This is a genomic window from Paenibacillus sp. NPDC057886, assembly GCF_042796655.1.
In the GTDB taxonomy this organism is placed as follows: domain Bacteria; phylum Bacillota; class Bacilli; order Paenibacillales; family Paenibacillaceae; genus Paenibacillus.
This window is the reverse complement of record NZ_JBHVMZ010000002.1, coordinates 737,623-754,024: the sequence shown is the minus strand read 5'-3', so window position 1 is coordinate 754,024 and position 16,402 is coordinate 737,623. Positions and strand designations below refer to the sequence as shown.

The 16,402-nt window shown below is 47.0% G+C and carries 17 protein-coding genes and 1 pseudogene; 12 read left to right on the top strand and 6 right to left on the bottom strand.

The genetic code is table 11. The features are described from left to right. Positions 1 to 3: 3 nt before the first annotated feature. Positions 4 to 810 carry an MBL fold metallo-hydrolase gene (locus tag ACFVQB_RS10445; RefSeq protein WP_062327768.1) on the top strand — a complete coding sequence of 269 codons (807 nt, stop codon included), beginning with the start codon at positions 4 to 6 and terminating at the stop codon, positions 808 to 810. Here the strand turns inward: ACFVQB_RS10445 and ACFVQB_RS10440 are convergent. Further along, on the bottom strand, positions 779 to 991 hold the full coding sequence (locus ACFVQB_RS10440; RefSeq protein WP_036611899.1) for a hypothetical protein: 213 nt from the start codon (positions 989 to 991) through the stop codon (positions 779 to 781). The genes ACFVQB_RS10445 and ACFVQB_RS10440 overlap by 32 nt on opposite strands. A gap of 733 nt (positions 992 to 1,724) precedes the next feature. Here ACFVQB_RS10440 and ACFVQB_RS10435 point away from each other — a divergent pair. From ACFVQB_RS10435 to ACFVQB_RS10410, 6 genes are all read left to right on the top strand, one after another. Then, the gene (locus ACFVQB_RS10435; RefSeq protein ID WP_379437917.1) at positions 1,725 to 2,996 is read left to right on the top strand and encodes a S1C family serine protease; all 1,272 of its coding nucleotides are present in this window, start codon (positions 1,725 to 1,727) and stop codon (positions 2,994 to 2,996) included. A 299-nt stretch (positions 2,997 to 3,295) separates the two neighbouring features. Further along, positions 3,296 to 3,817 (top strand): hypothetical protein, encoded by a 522-nt coding sequence (locus ACFVQB_RS10430; RefSeq protein WP_379437915.1) that lies wholly within the window; start codon positions 3,296 to 3,298, stop codon positions 3,815 to 3,817. A gap of 325 nt (positions 3,818 to 4,142) precedes the next feature. Continuing rightward, the gene (locus ACFVQB_RS10425; protein WP_017691462.1) at positions 4,143 to 4,310 is read left to right on the top strand and encodes a CxxH/CxxC protein; all 168 of its coding nucleotides are present in this window, start codon (positions 4,143 to 4,145) and stop codon (positions 4,308 to 4,310) included. Positions 4,311 to 4,807: 497 nt separating this feature from the next. Then, positions 4,808 to 5,287, top strand: a complete 480-nt coding sequence (gene rlmH, locus ACFVQB_RS10420; protein WP_379437912.1) for a 23S rRNA (pseudouridine(1915)-N(3))-methyltransferase RlmH — start codon at positions 4,808 to 4,810, stop codon at positions 5,285 to 5,287. Positions 5,288 to 5,763: 476 nt separating this feature from the next. After that, positions 5,764 to 6,423, top strand: coding sequence for a tyrosine-type recombinase/integrase (locus ACFVQB_RS10415; RefSeq protein ID WP_379437909.1), 660 nt, complete (start codon positions 5,764 to 5,766; stop codon positions 6,421 to 6,423). 345 nt (positions 6,424 to 6,768) lie between these two features. After that, positions 6,769 to 7,173: a GNAT family N-acetyltransferase gene (locus tag ACFVQB_RS10410; RefSeq protein ID WP_379437906.1), complete on the top strand. Its 405-nt coding sequence runs from the start codon at positions 6,769 to 6,771 to the stop codon at positions 7,171 to 7,173. A gap of 255 nt (positions 7,174 to 7,428) precedes the next feature. Here the strand turns inward: ACFVQB_RS10410 and ACFVQB_RS10405 are convergent, their stop codons facing one another. The 4 genes and pseudogenes from ACFVQB_RS10405 to ACFVQB_RS10390 all read right to left on the bottom strand — a co-directional run. Then, entirely contained in the window at positions 7,429 to 8,133 is a 705-nt protein-coding gene (locus tag ACFVQB_RS10405; RefSeq protein WP_379437903.1) for a DUF421 domain-containing protein, read from the bottom strand. Positions 8,134 to 8,394: 261 nt separating this feature from the next. Continuing rightward, on the bottom strand, positions 8,395 to 9,357 hold the full coding sequence (gene nudK, locus ACFVQB_RS10400; protein WP_379437901.1) for a GDP-mannose pyrophosphatase NudK: 963 nt from the start codon (positions 9,355 to 9,357) through the stop codon (positions 8,395 to 8,397). 1 nt (position 9,358) lies between these two features. Further along, complete coding sequence (locus ACFVQB_RS10395) at positions 9,359 to 9,667, bottom strand: hypothetical protein (protein ID WP_379438131.1); 309 nt, start codon at positions 9,665 to 9,667, stop codon at positions 9,359 to 9,361. Between the two features lie 48 nt (positions 9,668 to 9,715). Beyond that, a pseudogene (locus ACFVQB_RS10390) lies at positions 9,716 to 10,204 on the bottom strand (class I SAM-dependent methyltransferase); the annotation flags it as partial. Between the two features lie 258 nt (positions 10,205 to 10,462). Here ACFVQB_RS10390 and ACFVQB_RS10385 point away from each other — a divergent pair. The 5 genes from ACFVQB_RS10385 (at position 10,463) to ACFVQB_RS10365 (ending at position 15,615) form a co-directional block, all read left to right on the top strand. Further along, positions 10,463 to 11,134, top strand: a complete 672-nt coding sequence (locus ACFVQB_RS10385) for a response regulator (protein ID WP_379437898.1) — start codon at positions 10,463 to 10,465, stop codon at positions 11,132 to 11,134. After that, positions 11,134 to 12,261: a sensor histidine kinase gene (locus ACFVQB_RS10380; RefSeq protein WP_379437895.1), complete on the top strand. Its 1,128-nt coding sequence runs from the start codon at positions 11,134 to 11,136 to the stop codon at positions 12,259 to 12,261. The genes ACFVQB_RS10385 and ACFVQB_RS10380 overlap by 1 nt, the downstream gene beginning before the upstream one ends. Positions 12,262 to 12,388: 127 nt before the next feature. After that, positions 12,389 to 13,327 carry an ABC transporter ATP-binding protein gene (locus tag ACFVQB_RS10375; RefSeq protein ID WP_379437892.1) on the top strand — a complete coding sequence of 313 codons (939 nt, stop codon included), beginning with the start codon at positions 12,389 to 12,391 and terminating at the stop codon, positions 13,325 to 13,327. Positions 13,328 to 13,372: 45 nt separating this feature from the next. Continuing rightward, positions 13,373 to 14,467, top strand: coding sequence for an ABC transporter permease (locus ACFVQB_RS10370; protein WP_379437889.1), 1,095 nt, complete (start codon positions 13,373 to 13,375; stop codon positions 14,465 to 14,467). Next, the gene (locus ACFVQB_RS10365; RefSeq protein ID WP_379437886.1) at positions 14,467 to 15,615 is read left to right on the top strand and encodes an ABC transporter permease; all 1,149 of its coding nucleotides are present in this window, start codon (positions 14,467 to 14,469) and stop codon (positions 15,613 to 15,615) included. The genes ACFVQB_RS10370 and ACFVQB_RS10365 overlap by 1 nt, the downstream gene beginning before the upstream one ends. A gap of 16 nt (positions 15,616 to 15,631) precedes the next feature. Here the strand turns inward: ACFVQB_RS10365 and ACFVQB_RS10360 are convergent, their stop codons facing one another. Beyond that, a complete protein-coding gene (locus ACFVQB_RS10360) occupies positions 15,632 to 16,081 on the bottom strand; it encodes a RidA family protein (protein WP_379437883.1) in 450 nt (149 codons plus the stop codon). Positions 16,082 to 16,402 lie beyond the last annotated feature (321 nt).

Sequence of the window (16,402 nt, the reverse complement as noted above, 5' to 3'; positions counted from 1 at the left end):
GTTATGGGGATTTATTTTACCGTGTTATCCAGCGGTTCGACAGGGAATGCCACAGTTATACAGCATGGGGGCACGTCCCTCATGATTGATGCAGGTCTCAGTGCGAAGCGGCTGGAGGCATTGTTTCTGGAACGGGAGATTTCGGGAACGGAGCTGGACGGGATTCTGGTTACACATGAACATTCCGATCACATTAAAGGACTAGGCGCGATGTCTCGGAAATATAATTTACCAATCTATGCAAATACGAATACGTGGGCGGCACTGGAGAAGTCCGTGGGGGCGATTCCAGAGGAAAACCGGAGGGTATTTGAGACGGGTGAAAAGCATGACTTTGGCTCCCTGCGCGTGGAATCCTTCGGCATCTCCCATGATGCGGCGGAACCGGTAGGGTACACATTCGATGATGGCAGTGAGAAGTTGTCCGTCGCGACCGATCTCGGATATATGAGCGACAAGGTTCGCGATGCGATCTCGGATTCAGATGTACTTGTGCTGGAGGCGAATCATGATGTCGAATTGCTGCGTATGGGACGGTATCCATGGAACACCAAGCGCCGCATTCTGAGCGACATTGGTCATTTGTCGAACGAAGCGGCGGGAGCTGCACTTAGTGAACTGATGAACGGACGCATCAAGCGTACGTATCTGGCACATTTGAGCCGGGATCATAATATGATGGACTTGGCGAAAATGACCGTGCGTGATGCGATGGAGAGCCGTGGGTGCTTTTATCGGGATCATGAGTTCAAACTCTGTGATACGTATTACGACCGTCCTACGCCATGGGATAGGGTGGGTGAGCCATAAAGCTGTCCAGTTCGGCGGCTTTGCGTTCGACTTCCTCGCGGGTCAGAATGCCTTTATCGATAAGCAGTTCGATGATGGTACTAAGTGCAAGGGTATTACGATAGTGTTCTTCCTTGAGATCGGCCAGCTTGGCCGCCATATGAACTTCATCCATGGCTGTGAGTGTACGCGTGCGATCCATAATGTGAATCCTCCTTCTATGAAGCTTCGAATTGTCTTTTACTATTATTGTAGTCAGGCTTGGTGGAAAACATTCCTCTTTTTGCCGCTATAATTACACGTAAGGGACGTGTATGCTGAACCAGGGGCCGTATTTTGCTTAAGAAGATGAAAAAGTTCACGGGAATAGGCAAAATTGCGCTTAGCGAACCGGATTTTGTGGTGATAGATACTATGGACCTTTATTGTTAAGCGCGTTATAGCGGAAATTTCCGTTAATCTTCGTAATTATGCAACTTTTTGAGATTTGGCGTGTTTAGTATATAAGGAGCTTTTATAGTAGAGGCTAATTTGCGCGCAAAAAGGCATGTCGTAGAATGCGAGAGCATTTCTAATAGAGTCACAGGCAGAATGGGGTGTCCGTTCTGTTGTACATAGACGCTTCATTCCGAGTTAGTGGGGATGGCAGCGATATGCAAAACGATTTTTTTATAAAATGCAAAAAAGCATGGAAAACCGTTGGGGTCTTCACGTAACGGAGACGGCAGAAGGAACCTGAAGAAACGGAGTGCTCGCCTTTATGAACAAATTTTTACCTTATTAGAGGGTAATCAATAAAATTTGTGAGTAACAGCGATCGGAAGGTTCGTCTGTCGGCGGAGTGGGCTATGTGAGAACACCATCGTTGGCCATGCGAAAACGATCGGGCGGCAGTCAGGGTCTTGATGCGTGACAACGAAGGGGAGAGGATCACGATGGGATTGTTTGGAGACGATTTTTATTCAACCAAAGTATCAAGACGCGCCGAACCTGAACAGAAAGGTAAACTTCAGATCATTCGCCCTGGAGGCAGGGGACGTGACCACTGGCAGAATCCACGCAAGTCACGCTCGGGCTTTAGCTCCACGGTCAAGGTAGCCGTGATCAGTTCGGTGATTAGCTCCATCGTGACTGTTACGCTGTTCAGCTTTATCATGCAGCCCGCAGCGTTACCTCTGGCGAACGCTGCAGGGAACGGCGGAGGCGGTACACAGGCAGCGCAGGCCGCTGATCCGTATGACCGGATTATCCAGGCAGCGGCGAAGGTTCGCCCTTCCGTGGTGAGCATCGTGAACCATAAGACAGGCAGTAGCCTGTCGATGGAAGATTCCGCGTTGGGATCAGGGGTTATTTTCAAAAAGGAAGATGGCAAAGCCTACATCATGACCAACCATCACGTTGTGGAAGGTGCGAGTGATCTGGAGATTGTGACGGTGGACGGGGAAACGCACAAGGCGAAGCTGGTGGGCAAAGACCGGGTGAGTGACATTGCCGTATTGTCCGTGCAAGATGATAAGGGCATCGGTCCAGCCGCAGAACTTGGTGATTCCAGCAAACTTCAGCGCGGTCAAACGGTGCTGGCGATCGGAAATCCGCTCGGTCTGGGTGGCACGCTGACATCCGGTATTGTCAGTTACACAGATCGGATCCTGCCGGTATCCATTAATCAGGATGGTGTGTACGACTGGGAACAAAACGTGATTCAGACGGATGCGGCGATTAACGAAGGCAACAGTGGCGGGGCGCTGGCCGATCTTAACGGCAAACTGGTCGGCATCAACACGATGAAGATCTCGGATACAGGCGTTGAAGGCCTCGGCTTTGCGATTCCGATGAACGAAGTGATGAAAACGGTCGATTCCTTGCTGCTGAATGGCAAAGTATCTCGTCCATATCTGGGCGTGTATACTGTCGATCTGAGTAATCCATATGCTCCACTGGATGACGAGCAGCGCAAGGATCTGAAGCTGCCATCCCACGTGGACAGCGGTGTGGTTGTACTGGAAGCGTCTGGTCCGGCATCTGATGCGGGCATGAAGCTGAATGATGTCATTACGGAATTTGATGGGCAAAAAATTACCTCTACGCTTGATCTGCGGAAATATCTGTACGATAAGAAAAAGATCGGCGATACGATTGAAATCACTTTTTACCGGGACGGCAACGCCGAGAAAGTGTCGGTGAAGCTCACGGATAAACCGGAGTAAAGAGAATTGCTCTCATGTATATGGCATACAGAAATAGGGTAATGAAAGAGAGTCGATCAACTCGTTGATCCGCTCTTTTTTATTGCACTAATCTTGATTTACATATAAACCAAAGCCATGAGGTTACAGGGGATATTTTGTCGTTTCCCAATGATCGTTTGGGACCAGAGCCAAAGTCTCTGTTATAGAGGGTTCCAGTTATGGTAAACTGTTGGGAATGTGTTGGTGATGGGCGGCTGTGCGAGTAACATCTGTTTGTCGATCTGTATTCTCAATCTGGAGCGGAAGGGGTTAATTCAATGAAACGTTTGACGAAAACCATGTTGGGGGGAACAGGTCTAGTATCTGCGATGTTTGTTTTGTCCGCATGTACTTCTGAGGTGTCCCCATCAGGGTCTGCTGATGTTAATGGTTTACAGGAGCAGATTACAGGTCTGGAGAAGAAGCTTGCGGATCAGAGCGAGAAGAATAGTGAGCAGAACAAGAAGATCGAGGATCTGGAGAAAAAGCTGGAGGAGCTAAGTACCACCGTGATTGCGGTGAATGAGGCTGGCGGTAAAGCGCCTGTAGCCACGGGAAACAACGGATCGGGTGGAAAGGGCGATGGGGTACTGATTACGTTTGCCCAGTACGAAAAGCTTGAGGTCGGCATGTCGGTGGAGGATGTTATCGAGATCCTTGGTGGTGAAGGTGAGGCATTGAGCGAGGCGGAAAATATGGTGGTCTACAATTATAAAGGCACCGGGAGTTCGGGAGCCAATGCAGTAATCGCATTCCAGGGTGGCAAGCTGCTGACGAAGGCGCAGTCGGGGCTGGAGTAAGATCGATATTCATTGAGTATGGATTCGAATACAATAGGACGATGGCTTTCATATGTGCGGTAATCTGAATAGTAATCAATGAGTGGGATAGATTCGGAATTTAGAGAAGTGTTACTTTGGGATGCCAACAGGGTGTCGAGAAGTGACGCTTTTTTGGTTTTGTTTGTGCTGAAATGAGGGGATTGGTGGAAGTTGGACACGATAAATGGGGGCTAGGGGTTTCTTTTCCGCGGCAGGTGTGATAGAACAGAGAAGTGGCTATCCTGTATGGATAAGCGGTTGTGAATCGGGAGCATAGCTGGATACAGAAAGGATGCTTGAACGGATGTACGTTGTATGCAAAGAACACGTGGACATCGCCATCGACATGTTTGTTGATGAGTATGAGGACGCTCCGGATATCGTTGATCTGAAGGAGACGGAATTTGCCGATTGGGACCCGCCTGCGAAGTGCGCCGAGTGCGAACAACACGCGGAATTTCTCGTCGTTTAGCGTACTGTAGGAAATGGACGGCCGGAGGCGCGATTGGATCGGTACTTCTGGCAGGCTTTCCATCCGGTATGAACATCACAGCAACAAGCAAAGGAGAGCGTGATGAGCGCTCTCCTTTGCGTTTGTTGGGGATTGATGTAGTTAGTGAACATGGACCCGGGTGTGGGCGTAGGCGTTGGCGTCGGGGCTGACGTGGATAGGCGTTGGAGGGGAGAAGTAGCTCTAACGAACCTGAGACTTCTTATTCGGAGAGAATTCTACCAAGTTGAGATCTAACGAATCATAGGCATGCTATTTTACTTATAGGCCTCGAACGAGGTGGGGAAACTCCAATTTGCCTGTAATAAGGTGTCTCAGGTTCTTTAGATTTTAAAGGAGCCGTAATGTGGCTGGATAAGGTGTGTGGAGTTCGTTAGCTTTAATTTTGGAACAAACGATGCGTTGAAGCATCTTACTTATAGATTATTTCGCAGGACGATTAGGAGGAATGAATCTTCATGTTGATTCAGATTATTGGCGTAGGCAAACTGAAGGAAAAATATTTGACGCTGGGCATTCAGGAATATGCCAAGCGACTCGCCCCGTACATCAAGTTTCAGATGATCGAGGTCGCAGACGAAAAGGCGCCCGACACCCTGAGCGAAGCCGAGGTGCGGGCGGTAAAGGAGCGCGAGGGTGAACGCATCCTCGCGCATGTGAAGAGCGAGGCGCATGTCGTCGCGCTCGCGTTGGATGGCCAGCTCTGGAGTTCCGAGGAGCTGGCAACAGAGATCGACAAGCTCGGCACGTATGGGACGAGCCATGTCGTATTTGTCATCGGAGGAAGCCACGGACTCTCCGATGAGGTGTTGCGCCGCGCGAAGCAGCGCTTGAGCTTTGGGCGCATGACCCTGCCGCATCAGCTTATGCGGCTGGTGCTAGTGGAGCAGGTGTACCGTGCGGTGAAGATTAATCGCGGTGAACCGTACCACAAGTAACGGCAAGTTTGTTAGGTGAAAACTGAATACGGAGTTGAACGCTCTAACGATATAAAGTCGATAAAGGGAAAGGGAATGGAAAAAAGAGGATGCCGGGCAACTTGATGGCATCCTTTATTTTTGACGGGACAAGTTCGTTTGATATTGGAAATAAAAGTTATAATTTCCGAATAGCGAAGGTACGGTAATCCTTCGTCACCGCGACGGGCTGACTTCCCAATAAGTAATAACGGTCGTTTACCCTCCAAGTATGGGTGCTTTTATTCTTTCTACGGATATAGACGTAGTTGAAAGGGGAGGTGGCATATACCGTGTACCTTTTCTCGCCGCAATTCTTCAAAAACCTCACATCTTCCCCAAGGGAAATATCGGGAAAACGAACATTTTTCAGAACTTTCCTCCGGAATAAGATCGTCCCTCCCTGAACGAAATCCAACATTTTATGTTGCTCACGGGGAGACCGGCAGTCTGATCGGTTGAAACCTAGCAGTTTGGGACATCGCATACGTTTTGTTCGTTCCCTGTTCCGTTTTGCCTATGAAGAAACATACTTAATCTCAAATCCTGCTTTGAAGTTACGCGAGCCTAAAATGGACAAGTGTATTCCTAAGTTTTTGATCGAGGAAGATGTCATTCACTTGAAAATCTCTTACCAGTCCCTGAGGGAAAGGTCGCTCCTCGAGTTTCTCTACAGTACCGGCTGCCGGGTTGGAGAGGTGGAGAAGTTAAACATTGATGACCTGAACTGGGAGAACAGCTCCGCTATTGTAAATGGTAAAGGTTCAAAACAGAGAGAAGTTTACTTTACAACCGAGTGTAAAGTGTGGTTGAAGAAGTATCTCGAGAGCCGTGAAGATACCTGTAGGGCCTTATTTGTAACCGATACACATCCAATAAGGCGAATGTCTATCCCGACGATCAGGTGGGCATTAAAACGGCTTGCAGGTCGGGGAGAGGTAGAAGCAAATGTATATCCGCATCGCTTTCGTCATACCTATGCGTGTCAGCTCCTTGATAACGGGGCGCCATTAGATTTCATTCAAGGTATGTTGGGGCATGAAAAAGCATCAACCACTCAAATTTATGCCCAGCTGCGTGGGGAACGCCGACGAGAACTCTACCGTCGGTTTTTTTAGCTTTTCTGTAATATTACGAGATAAAATGCTCCTAAGTAAAATGTTACTCAACTAAAGGGCAGATTAACGCTATAAGCCTCTTAGGATTAGTATGCTTAAGTAAAAGAAGTATCCTCATGAATTCTCTAATGTAAATAAATACAAATTCCACTTCAGTTAATCCATTTTCTATACATATTTTTAATATTATATTGAGGTAAATAAAGTGATTATTCACTTTGAGAAATCCGAAATTGCTTTGTCGGTATTATTTTATGGCTTCGTAAGGATTGCAAAACCATCGAAATATGGGAGTTTAAAACAGATGTTGTGCCGTAGTTAGTTTTATGAAAGGAAGGTATAGGGGTGAGTATTTATTACGCTTCAAGCAAAGAGGATATCACTAAGGATGGACTCCAAGAGTTATTTCTTTCGGTAGAATGGGAGTCTGGCAAGTATCCAAACGAGCTTTTACAAGCAATCGGAGGGTCACATTCAATTGTTACCGCTTGGGAAGGAGGAAAGCTTGTCGGTTTAATAAATGCTTTGTCAGATGGTGTTTTAACGGTATATTTTCATTATATGCTTATTAATCCGAGTTATCAGAGTATAGGTATAGGTAAGGAAATGATGAATATAATGCTTGATAGATATAAAGGGTGTAAAACAAAAGTATTAATTTCTTATCCTCATGCAGTGGATTTCTATAATAAATTTGGCTTTAATACAGAGGATGGAGCTACACCAATGTTTATCTCAGAGTTGATATGATTGAACTAACGGGACACGATAGTTAAACACAAAGGGTTCCACATATTATGCATGACTGGAACCCTTTATTTGATTTTCATAGGCTTAGGTCTTGATGATTTCAGTCTACAACTTGATTACACGTAGACAAGAAAATTGTCTACGAATTGGGCAGATTGAACGCGGAGAGAAGAATGTTTCTTGCATTCATATTGAAATGGCGGGTGAATTTCATCGTGAGGAATCAGCTGCATTGTTAAAACGGCTGAATTGACGCTATTCAATAGGATTGTCAATGTGGTCCTGATAATAGTCGAAATACAACTGATTATGCGTGCCTCTCACAGCATAGAACACATCGGATACGGATTTGCTCCGCTCTCGTAGCACCTGCTCCAGCCATTGGATGGTCAGCCCGTTGTGGGCGAGATTGTCTTCCATAATTGTGCCGTCCATAATCAACTCGACAGGGAACGACTGGACGGCTGCGGCGTATAGCTTCAGATCTTTGCGCTTCACCCACTCATACTCGCTTTTCTTCTTGACGGACAGCTTGCCGTGGTCTTCCAAACAAGCGTATTCAACTTCCTCCATATTGAAAATATCTTTTTCGCGCAAAGATTGAGCAAGGGAGTCCAACGTGTAGCGGATTTTTCGCATGTTGTCATCGAGAATTTTGCCGTTCTCAATGACGACGGTCGGAGTGCCAGATACCAGCCTGTTCCATGTCCGATTTTTGAGTGCGGTCTTGGAGACAAGGAAAGAGATGCCGAAGAAGATCAGCAGTGATAAGGCTATGAGCCAATAGCCCAGCTTATCGTTAAACGCCAAATTTGCTGCAATAGAGCCCAGCGTGATGCCGCTCACGAAGTCATGGAAAGTCATATTGGATATTGTCTGCTTGCCGAGAATTCTCGACGTAATCATGAGAAGGGCAAAAGCGGAGATCGTTCGTAAGATAATTTCTACATATGTTTGCAATGGGCGGACTCCTTGTTCTAATTTCTGGGGGCTGCAAAGAAAAGATTACACTATAAGAATGGCCTTAAACTTGCCTTTATAGACGGCATGAGGAACCTTATGAATAATACTTTTGTAGATTTAATTAAGGGGCACTCACCAAAGGATTGCTTTAAAACTTGCCTCTTCTGCCAGTGCGGGGAACCGTATCATAAGTGACGGCAAGTTTTTTCGTGGAGGATGCCAGGCGCAAGCTGTCTTTGGTCTGCTCAAGAGGATATATCACACCAAAGGAAGTTCGTCGAGCCGTTCGTAAATCAACAATCCTTTCTCTCTCCCCACCCTTACCATTTCATCGGCACCCTGAGATTCTCCTTCGACTCGTAGTACCGCGTCACAGTAATCAAGCAGGCGAATGGAAGACGGATGAAAAATTCTGTTGAAAGTCTCATCCCCCAGAGCAGTGGAACCGGCTGTCGCGATAAGGGGCAAAGCATACCACTCCCCCAGCACCGGCATGTGCCCAGCCTCATAAACTTGAAGAGCGATTTCATTCATGTAGTTGACGTTTTTCTCGATTAATACATGATCATCATTCGTTCCAGAACGATACGGGCCGGCGATGAGGATGTGCAACGGTTTCGATTTCACTTTCAAGAGATCTTGGATCTGAGCATATTGGAGCAACATTATCGTTTTGGCGTCACGAATCTCGCCGCTTTCGACCATGTCTAGCGCTTGAGCAAACGGGAGTTCCACCACTTCAATGTTTTCCTGCTCCTCCTCAAGGCCCCCACCGCGACCCGTTGTCATATCTTCACTATATTCGGCTACATAGAAGTGCAGGATTTCGGTAACGGAGCCTGGTGACATATAGGCCTCGCCAACTTTCTGCACATGGACGATACGGTACCCCGTCTCCTCCTCCGTCTCTCGCAGAATACCTTCTTCCGGTGTTTCTTTATCGAGTAGACCCGCACAGGTTTCGATAAGCATCCCAGTCTCATTGCCGTTCCGATAAGTAGGCATTCGGAATTGTCTGGTCAGTACAACAGTTTGTTTGTTCCGATTATAGAGCAGGATCGTCGCGCCGTTGCCGCGATCGTACACTTCACGAGATTGTGTCTCCCATTGTCCATTGTCTTTTTCAAACTCGAATGTAACCTTCTTTAAGATGTACCAGTTATCCGATAAAAGCTCCTCTTTTACAATCCTTACTCTTGGGTGGTACTGCTGTGCATTCATCTCATTTCCTCCCTAGAAAGATTCCGTTCTCTTTAGTCATTTCGAGGGCCCCGTTCTGCTGCAGAAGTCCATTGATGTGGTCTCGAAACTTGTCATTAGCCGCTCCGACAAGTCGCTGTCTTGCGTTCATTGGAGTAGAAATCATATATTCGATCAGGGGTTCCGCTTCGTCGACCAACAGACGGTCGTCGTATCGAAGCAACCGAAGATCGGAGAAGCAAGAAGACAGTAAGTCCCCTCCGTTACCCAGGTGGAACCGTTTAATAGCATGATCCAACACATGCAGGTCGGGGTCGAACGAAGCTGCCAAGTGTTCAACCTCTTGTAGGTGTTGAGTGCTCATCGTAGAGGTGCACACTATACCTCCTCGCTTTAGGACACGGTGCATCTCGAGGATTGCTCTAGGGATGTCTGGCACGTGATACAGCATGTTGTTAGCGATAACCATATCGAATTGCTCATCATGGAATGGGATCTGCTGCGCGTCAACAGACAAAAACTTAAACTGCGAATTGTTGCTTCCCAAGCGGCAACGCGCTTCTTTCACCATCCCGCTTGACATATCGGTAAGCGTGATGCGCCAGTTGCTTGGAATTCGTTCGGCGTTTCTTAACCAAAAGGTCCCGTCACCGCAGCCCAACTCGAGAATGTGGGATCCCGGTTGCACCTCCAGTTGTTCAAAGATCCAACGATGCCAGCCTTGAGGATTCGTACTGTACTTGTCGTAAAGATGTATCCGCGTTTGCAGGCGGTTCGCCGTCCGATACTGCTCCCCCCAATTTTTCTCACTCTGCACGGTTTGAATAACATCCACCAAACGGTTCCAATCGGACCCATAGGCCGACATTTCCATAGCATCTCGTATTGCATGCACTACGTGCTCCGTATGAGCGATTTTCCTCTGTAGAACATCGAGTTGTGCTTGCAACGAGTGTCTGATGTCCTCGTTGGATAGCGATTCTGCATCTAAAATGTCCTAATTTTTACATTGACCGCCTTCTAATCGTTGTCCAACAGTGCATACTGAACCACGCTGCCGAATACTCAGTATGGTACTGACGCCTTTCATAATGCATAATAAGTGGAAGGGAAGGGGGAGTGATTTGTGCCGAACATTAAGGTGCTTATTGCCGACGACAATTCATTCATTCGCGAAGGGCTGAGAATTATTCTAACCACGTTTGAAGGATTTGAGGTTGTGGCCACGGTTCAGAATGGACAGGAGGCTGTTGCCTATTGCGAGCGGCATGAGGTCGATGTAGCGCTGCTTGACGTGCGAATGCCGGAAATGAACGGAGTGGAAGCGACCAAGCTGATCGTCGAGCGTACAGCAACAAGGCCGCTGATTTTGACGACGTTTGATGATGACGAATATATAAGGGATGCAATTACATACGGGGCCAAGGGCTATTTGCTGAAAAATAACAACCCCGAGCGGATCAGCGATGCAATTAAAACCGTGTATTACGGTCATAATGTGCTGCAGGATACGGTATTAGACAAGTTGAAATCGGATGTTTCTGGGGGAAAGACGGGGAAGGACACAGAGCCGCCCGCACTTAACCAAGGGCCCGGGATCGACAAGAGCCTCTTTACGGAAAGAGAACTGGATATCATGGCGCTGATCGCCAAGGGACGGACAAACAAGGAAATTTCCAAACAGATCTATATCTCTGAGGGCACCATTGCCAATCACGTTACTTCTATATTAGGCAAGACGGGCCTCACGCACCGCACCCAAATCGCCATTTACTATTTGACAGGTGAATTGACCTGATGAGCGAACCAAGAGATGCATCGGAACTGTTGAAGATCGGCTATAAAGTGGCCCTACTTGTCTTTACAGTCGGCCAATCCCTATCATCTGAAACGAGCATAATGCCCTGGTATATTTTATCCGTATTATTATATCTAAGTACGAACCTGTTGTTTTATATGTTGAAAAAAGAGAGCTTTCGCCCCCTCGTCGCTGTTCTATCCATCGGAATAGCTATCGCCATGTTCCAGGATCATCCGCTGGTAATTTTGCTGCTTCCGGCTCATCTTTATGAGTTGGCGTCAATCTTTGTCGGTAAACAAGGAATTGCGTCGTCCCTCCTCATGATGATCCCCTTATTACTCGTGCCACGGCAACTAATGCTTCTCTACATACTCATTACGGCAGTGACTCTGATCTATTTTTCCACACTAAAGTTATACGATAACAAGCTGCGCGGACAGCACTCCGAACTGGAGCGAATGCGCGGCGAACTTGAACGGGTGCACACCCGGCTGCAGGAAAATAAGGAGTTTCTGCGGCAAGCGGAATATACGCTTAAGCTGGAGGAGCGCAACCGATTGTCCCAGGACATCCACGATAACATCGGACACGCGATGACCAGTGCACTGATCCAGATGGAGGCGGCAAAGCGCTTAATCAAGATCAATTCAGACCAAGCGTCGTTGCTGCTGGACAATGCTATCCATATATCGAAAGAGGGCATCGAAAGCATTCGTTTCGATCTGAAGAAGATGAAGCCGCCTACGGAACAGATGGGCGTCAACCGGATGAAATTGTTCATTGATGAATTTTCGGACAAATACCCGATCCGTACGGCATTTACCTATGAAGGAAATATGGATTTCATCTCGCCGATCCATTGGAAGATCATCCAAGATAATATGAAAGAGGCATTCACTAATATGATGAAGTACGCCGGAGCTACCGCGGTTTCAATCCATGTTCAGGTGCTACCTCTACTAATTAAGGCTACAGTTACTGACAATGGCCAAGGGAAAGGAAAGATCGTGAAGGGACTCGGTATTATTGGAATGGAGGAAAGGGTGGCGACAGTAGGAGGAAAGGTCATTGTCGACGGTTCGCGGGGGTTTTCGGTCACAACGTTAATACCATATACCCCATGAATGTTTGAAGATTGATAACATGAATAAATTCATGGGAAGAGGATGAACTTGTGCACTTCTGCAAGGACGTCCTTTTTTTGTACGATAAGAACATCAGTAACGGACTTATCGGGAGGGTGAAACAACGGTGAACATGCTGGAAATCAAACAGTTAACGAAAAAATTCGGAGAATATACCGCCGTGGACAATTTATCGCTATCGGTGCAAGAGGGAGAAATTTTCGGATTTTTGGGGCCTAATGGCGCAGGCAAGAGCACGACGATTCATATGGCTACTTCCTTGCTCTCCGCGACGAAAGGTGAAATCGAGATCATGGGCCGGAATATCACCAAGCATAGTAGGTTTGCGAAGCAGGCGATCGGCTTCGTGCCACAGGATTTAGCGATCTATGAAGATATGACTGCTTATGAGAATGTACACTTTTTTGCCGGGCTATATGGATTAAGAGGAGCAGAACTGAAACGCAGCGCAATCGAAGCCTTGGAATTCGTAGGCCTTGCTGATCGGCAGGGGAGCTATCCGAAGAGCTTCTCAGGTGGAATGAAGAGAAGGCTGAATATCGCCTGCGCGATTGCTCACAGACCTAAGCTGATCATAATGGATGAGCCGACGGTGGGTATCGATCCGCAATCCCGCAATTATATCTTGAACTCGGTTCGGAAGCTGAATCGAATGGGCAGTACAATCATTTATACGAGTCATTATATGGAGGAAGTTGAAGAAATCTGCTCGCAGATCGCGATTATCGACCATGGGAAGATCATTGCGGAAGGGACGAAGGCAGAGCTTAAGGCGATTATTACGAATCAGAAAAATATTAGCATTACAGTTCGATCGACCGAAAGTCTTCCGATGGAACAGTTGAAAAGCATTGTCGGTGTGAACACGGTCGAAGCGGCGGAACAGACGATTAACATCAGCTCCGCTTTAGAAATCAACAACTTAAATCCAATCATTCAGCTGCTTGTGGCAAGCGGCGTGGAAATTCGCGGCGTGGAAGCACAGGAGCCCAGTCTGGAGACCGTGTTCCTGACTTTAACCGGCCGAACGCTGCGAGACGAGTAATCAAGGGTCATATTACGAATACGAAAGAGGAAGGGGGCGGGACGAATGAACATTCTGCGGATCGCCGGGAAAGAATTGAAGGTATTTAGGGATATCAAAATGCTGCTGTTTATGTTGGCGACACCTGTCCTGCTGATGCTCATTTTGGGAACGGCGCTCTCCGGTAATTTCCACGGAACCGTGAAGGTCGATCCGATACGCGTGTTATATAGCTATGACAGCACTAGCAGTGCGGTAGGGAAGCAATGGGAGGCTTTTCTGCTGGAAGCGAAGGCCTCCGGCATTCGCTTCGAGGAGGTCACAAGCAGAACGGAAACGGACGTCGTCAAGCATGTGCAAAATGGTCTTTATACGGGTTATGCGCGGATCGCTGATAAGGGAATCAGCTATTACGGCACCAGCGGAAGCGGGAAGGAAAATGGTATCGTTCAGGGCCTATTGGCGGCGTTGGCGGATCGCTATAGATTGACGATAACAGAGACCGGCCTTTCCGCATCAAATGGAAATTATGTGACCGAAGCCTCGGTCGATGCGGTTAGACAGCCCGGGGGCTTGGACTATTTTGCCGTTTCGGTGACAACCATGATCATCCTGTACAGCGCCTTAACGGCCGGGCAATTAATCGAAACGGAAAGAAGCAGGCATACCGATCTCCGTCTGTTGGTATCACCGGTCACGAAAGGAGAAATTTTTGCAGGGAAAATCGTCGGGACACTCGTGCTTAATGCCATATTTGTCGCGATTATCGTGCTGCTCAGCAAATATATGTTCGGCGCGAATTGGGGAGAACATCTGTGGCTTGTTTTCCTTGTCTTATTAACTGAAATTGTATTGGCGCTCAGTCTTGGACTCGGCGTAGGCTATTGCCTGAAGGGCAACGCAGCTGGAAGTGTACTTATGATCGTTATCCAAGCGGCGGCGTTTGTGGGAGGGGCTTATACGCCGGTCGATCAAACGACGGGAATGATGAATTTCCTTTCCCGATATTCCCCGTTGCATTGGTCTAATGATGCTATTTTGCAAATTATTTATGCGGGGAACCTTATGGCGGCGCCTCCGGCCATGATGCTTAACCTGGGATGTTCGATACTGCTGCTTGCCCTGGCAATTGTCCTAATGAGAAGAAGGGAGGGGTTGTAATGAGAGAGATGATCTGGGTAGTCCGCAGGATGGCGTTAAGCACGGTCAAAAACTATAAAATAATGCTGTTATATTTATGCTTACCGGTTCTTGGCATAGCGTTGGCTTCGTCAATCTACAGCGGCTCCGAAGAGAGCCCTTTGAGAGTCGGCGTGGTCAATCACGACGACGGTCAGGCGGTAACTGTGGATATGGTGGAGTATATCCGCAAGCTTGATCAGGTGGAAGTCCGGGAAGTGCGGACGGAGAAGGCGGAGGGGCTCCTGGCGAGTGGGAATATAGATGCGGTGTTAACATTCCCTAAAGGGTTTGCAGGTAGTATGTTGTCCGGCCAACCGGCAAATGTCGGCCTGACATCCGTTCAAGGCTCGCAAGTCACAGCTTATATCAAGTCGTATTTGAATGCATATATCGGGAATCTCTTGTCCATCGGCCGATCGTCCAGAGGGGAGCAAGCAAAGTTCGACCAGATGTACAAAAGCTATCTTCAAGCAGAATCCGGACTCTCGGTCGAAACGGTGGAGGATCGCTCCGTTCAGCACCAAAAGTCGGCTCAAACGGTTGGCTACCTGGTCGTGCTCATGCTGTTTTCAGCCGTCAATTTGTCCGGGATGATTCTGAAGGAAAAAGAAAACCGGACCTATTTCCGAGTGTTTGCCGCACCGGTGACGGGTCGCGCATACGTGGCAGCCAACATCATTGTGAACGTTGTCGTCATGATGATCCAGATTGCTGTGACTTTAGTGGTTATGACCCGGTTCTTTCATATTGATTCAGGAATACCGGTTCTTCAAATGTTCTTGCTGCTTGGTCTGTTTGCCCTGGTGGCGGTCAGTCTGGCTTTGGCCATCATAGCGTTCTCGTCAAGCTCAATGGTGGCGGGCGGGATACAGACTATGGTCATTATTCCGACCTGCCTGGTGGCTGGATGTTTATTTCCGATCACAACGATGCCAGCGTTAATGCAGCAAGCCGCCCATTTTCTCCCGCAATACTGGCTATTGGATACGGTCAGTCGGCTGCAGCAGGGAGAGCCGCCAGCCGGCGTGCTGTTGAATCTGGCAATTCTACTCGCCTTTGCGCTCGTCCTAGCATTGACAGCCGCTTATAAATTCGGAAGAAACAGAGAGATGCACTCGTTTATTTGATATAATTGCCTACTATTTAAGAAAATAATAATAAAAAACGTGCCTCTAGAATTGCTTCTGAGGCACGTTTTGCGTAAAGGAAATCATATTTGAGTTTTAATTCAGGTAAACCTAATCCTTTAACATAAGCAACCGTCATTGAAGGTGGAGTGGGACCGAATACTTTATTCCAAATGGCATAGAAATGATCCCAATCAATTTCTTCTGTGGCCCAAATGTTGATTTTAATGACATGATCAGGAGTCAACTTTTGAGAAGAAAGGATTTCAACAATATTACTCATTGTATTTGTTACTTGTTGATTAAAATCTGTGGGGATATTATTGTTTGGATCGATACCAATTTGACCAGAAAAAACATACATTTCAGCATTTCTGCTTACTTTTGTCACATGGCTATAGCTTCCTACAGGTTTCGCTATATTTTCCGGATTATATCTATGAATTACATTATTATTTAAGTTCATCGTTGGTAAGTTCTCCTTATAAATAGAAAATACATAACTATTGATAGGCTATATATGTTCACTGTTTTTTAATTTCCTTAATATATGACAGACCTATCCCGTCGATACTAATTCTAGAAAAAAACAGCAGTAGAATACCCAATACCAAAAGATAAATATTTAATCGATCTCTTTTTCATCAGGTATTCCTCCTTAATATTTATAATTAAAATAACTTACAGCAGAATAATAACATTAACTCAAGGAAAATAATAGTAGAACCCAACTGATATTTAAAGCATTATGTGTTTCGCTCTTAGAGTGATACGGAGAACCGTATCA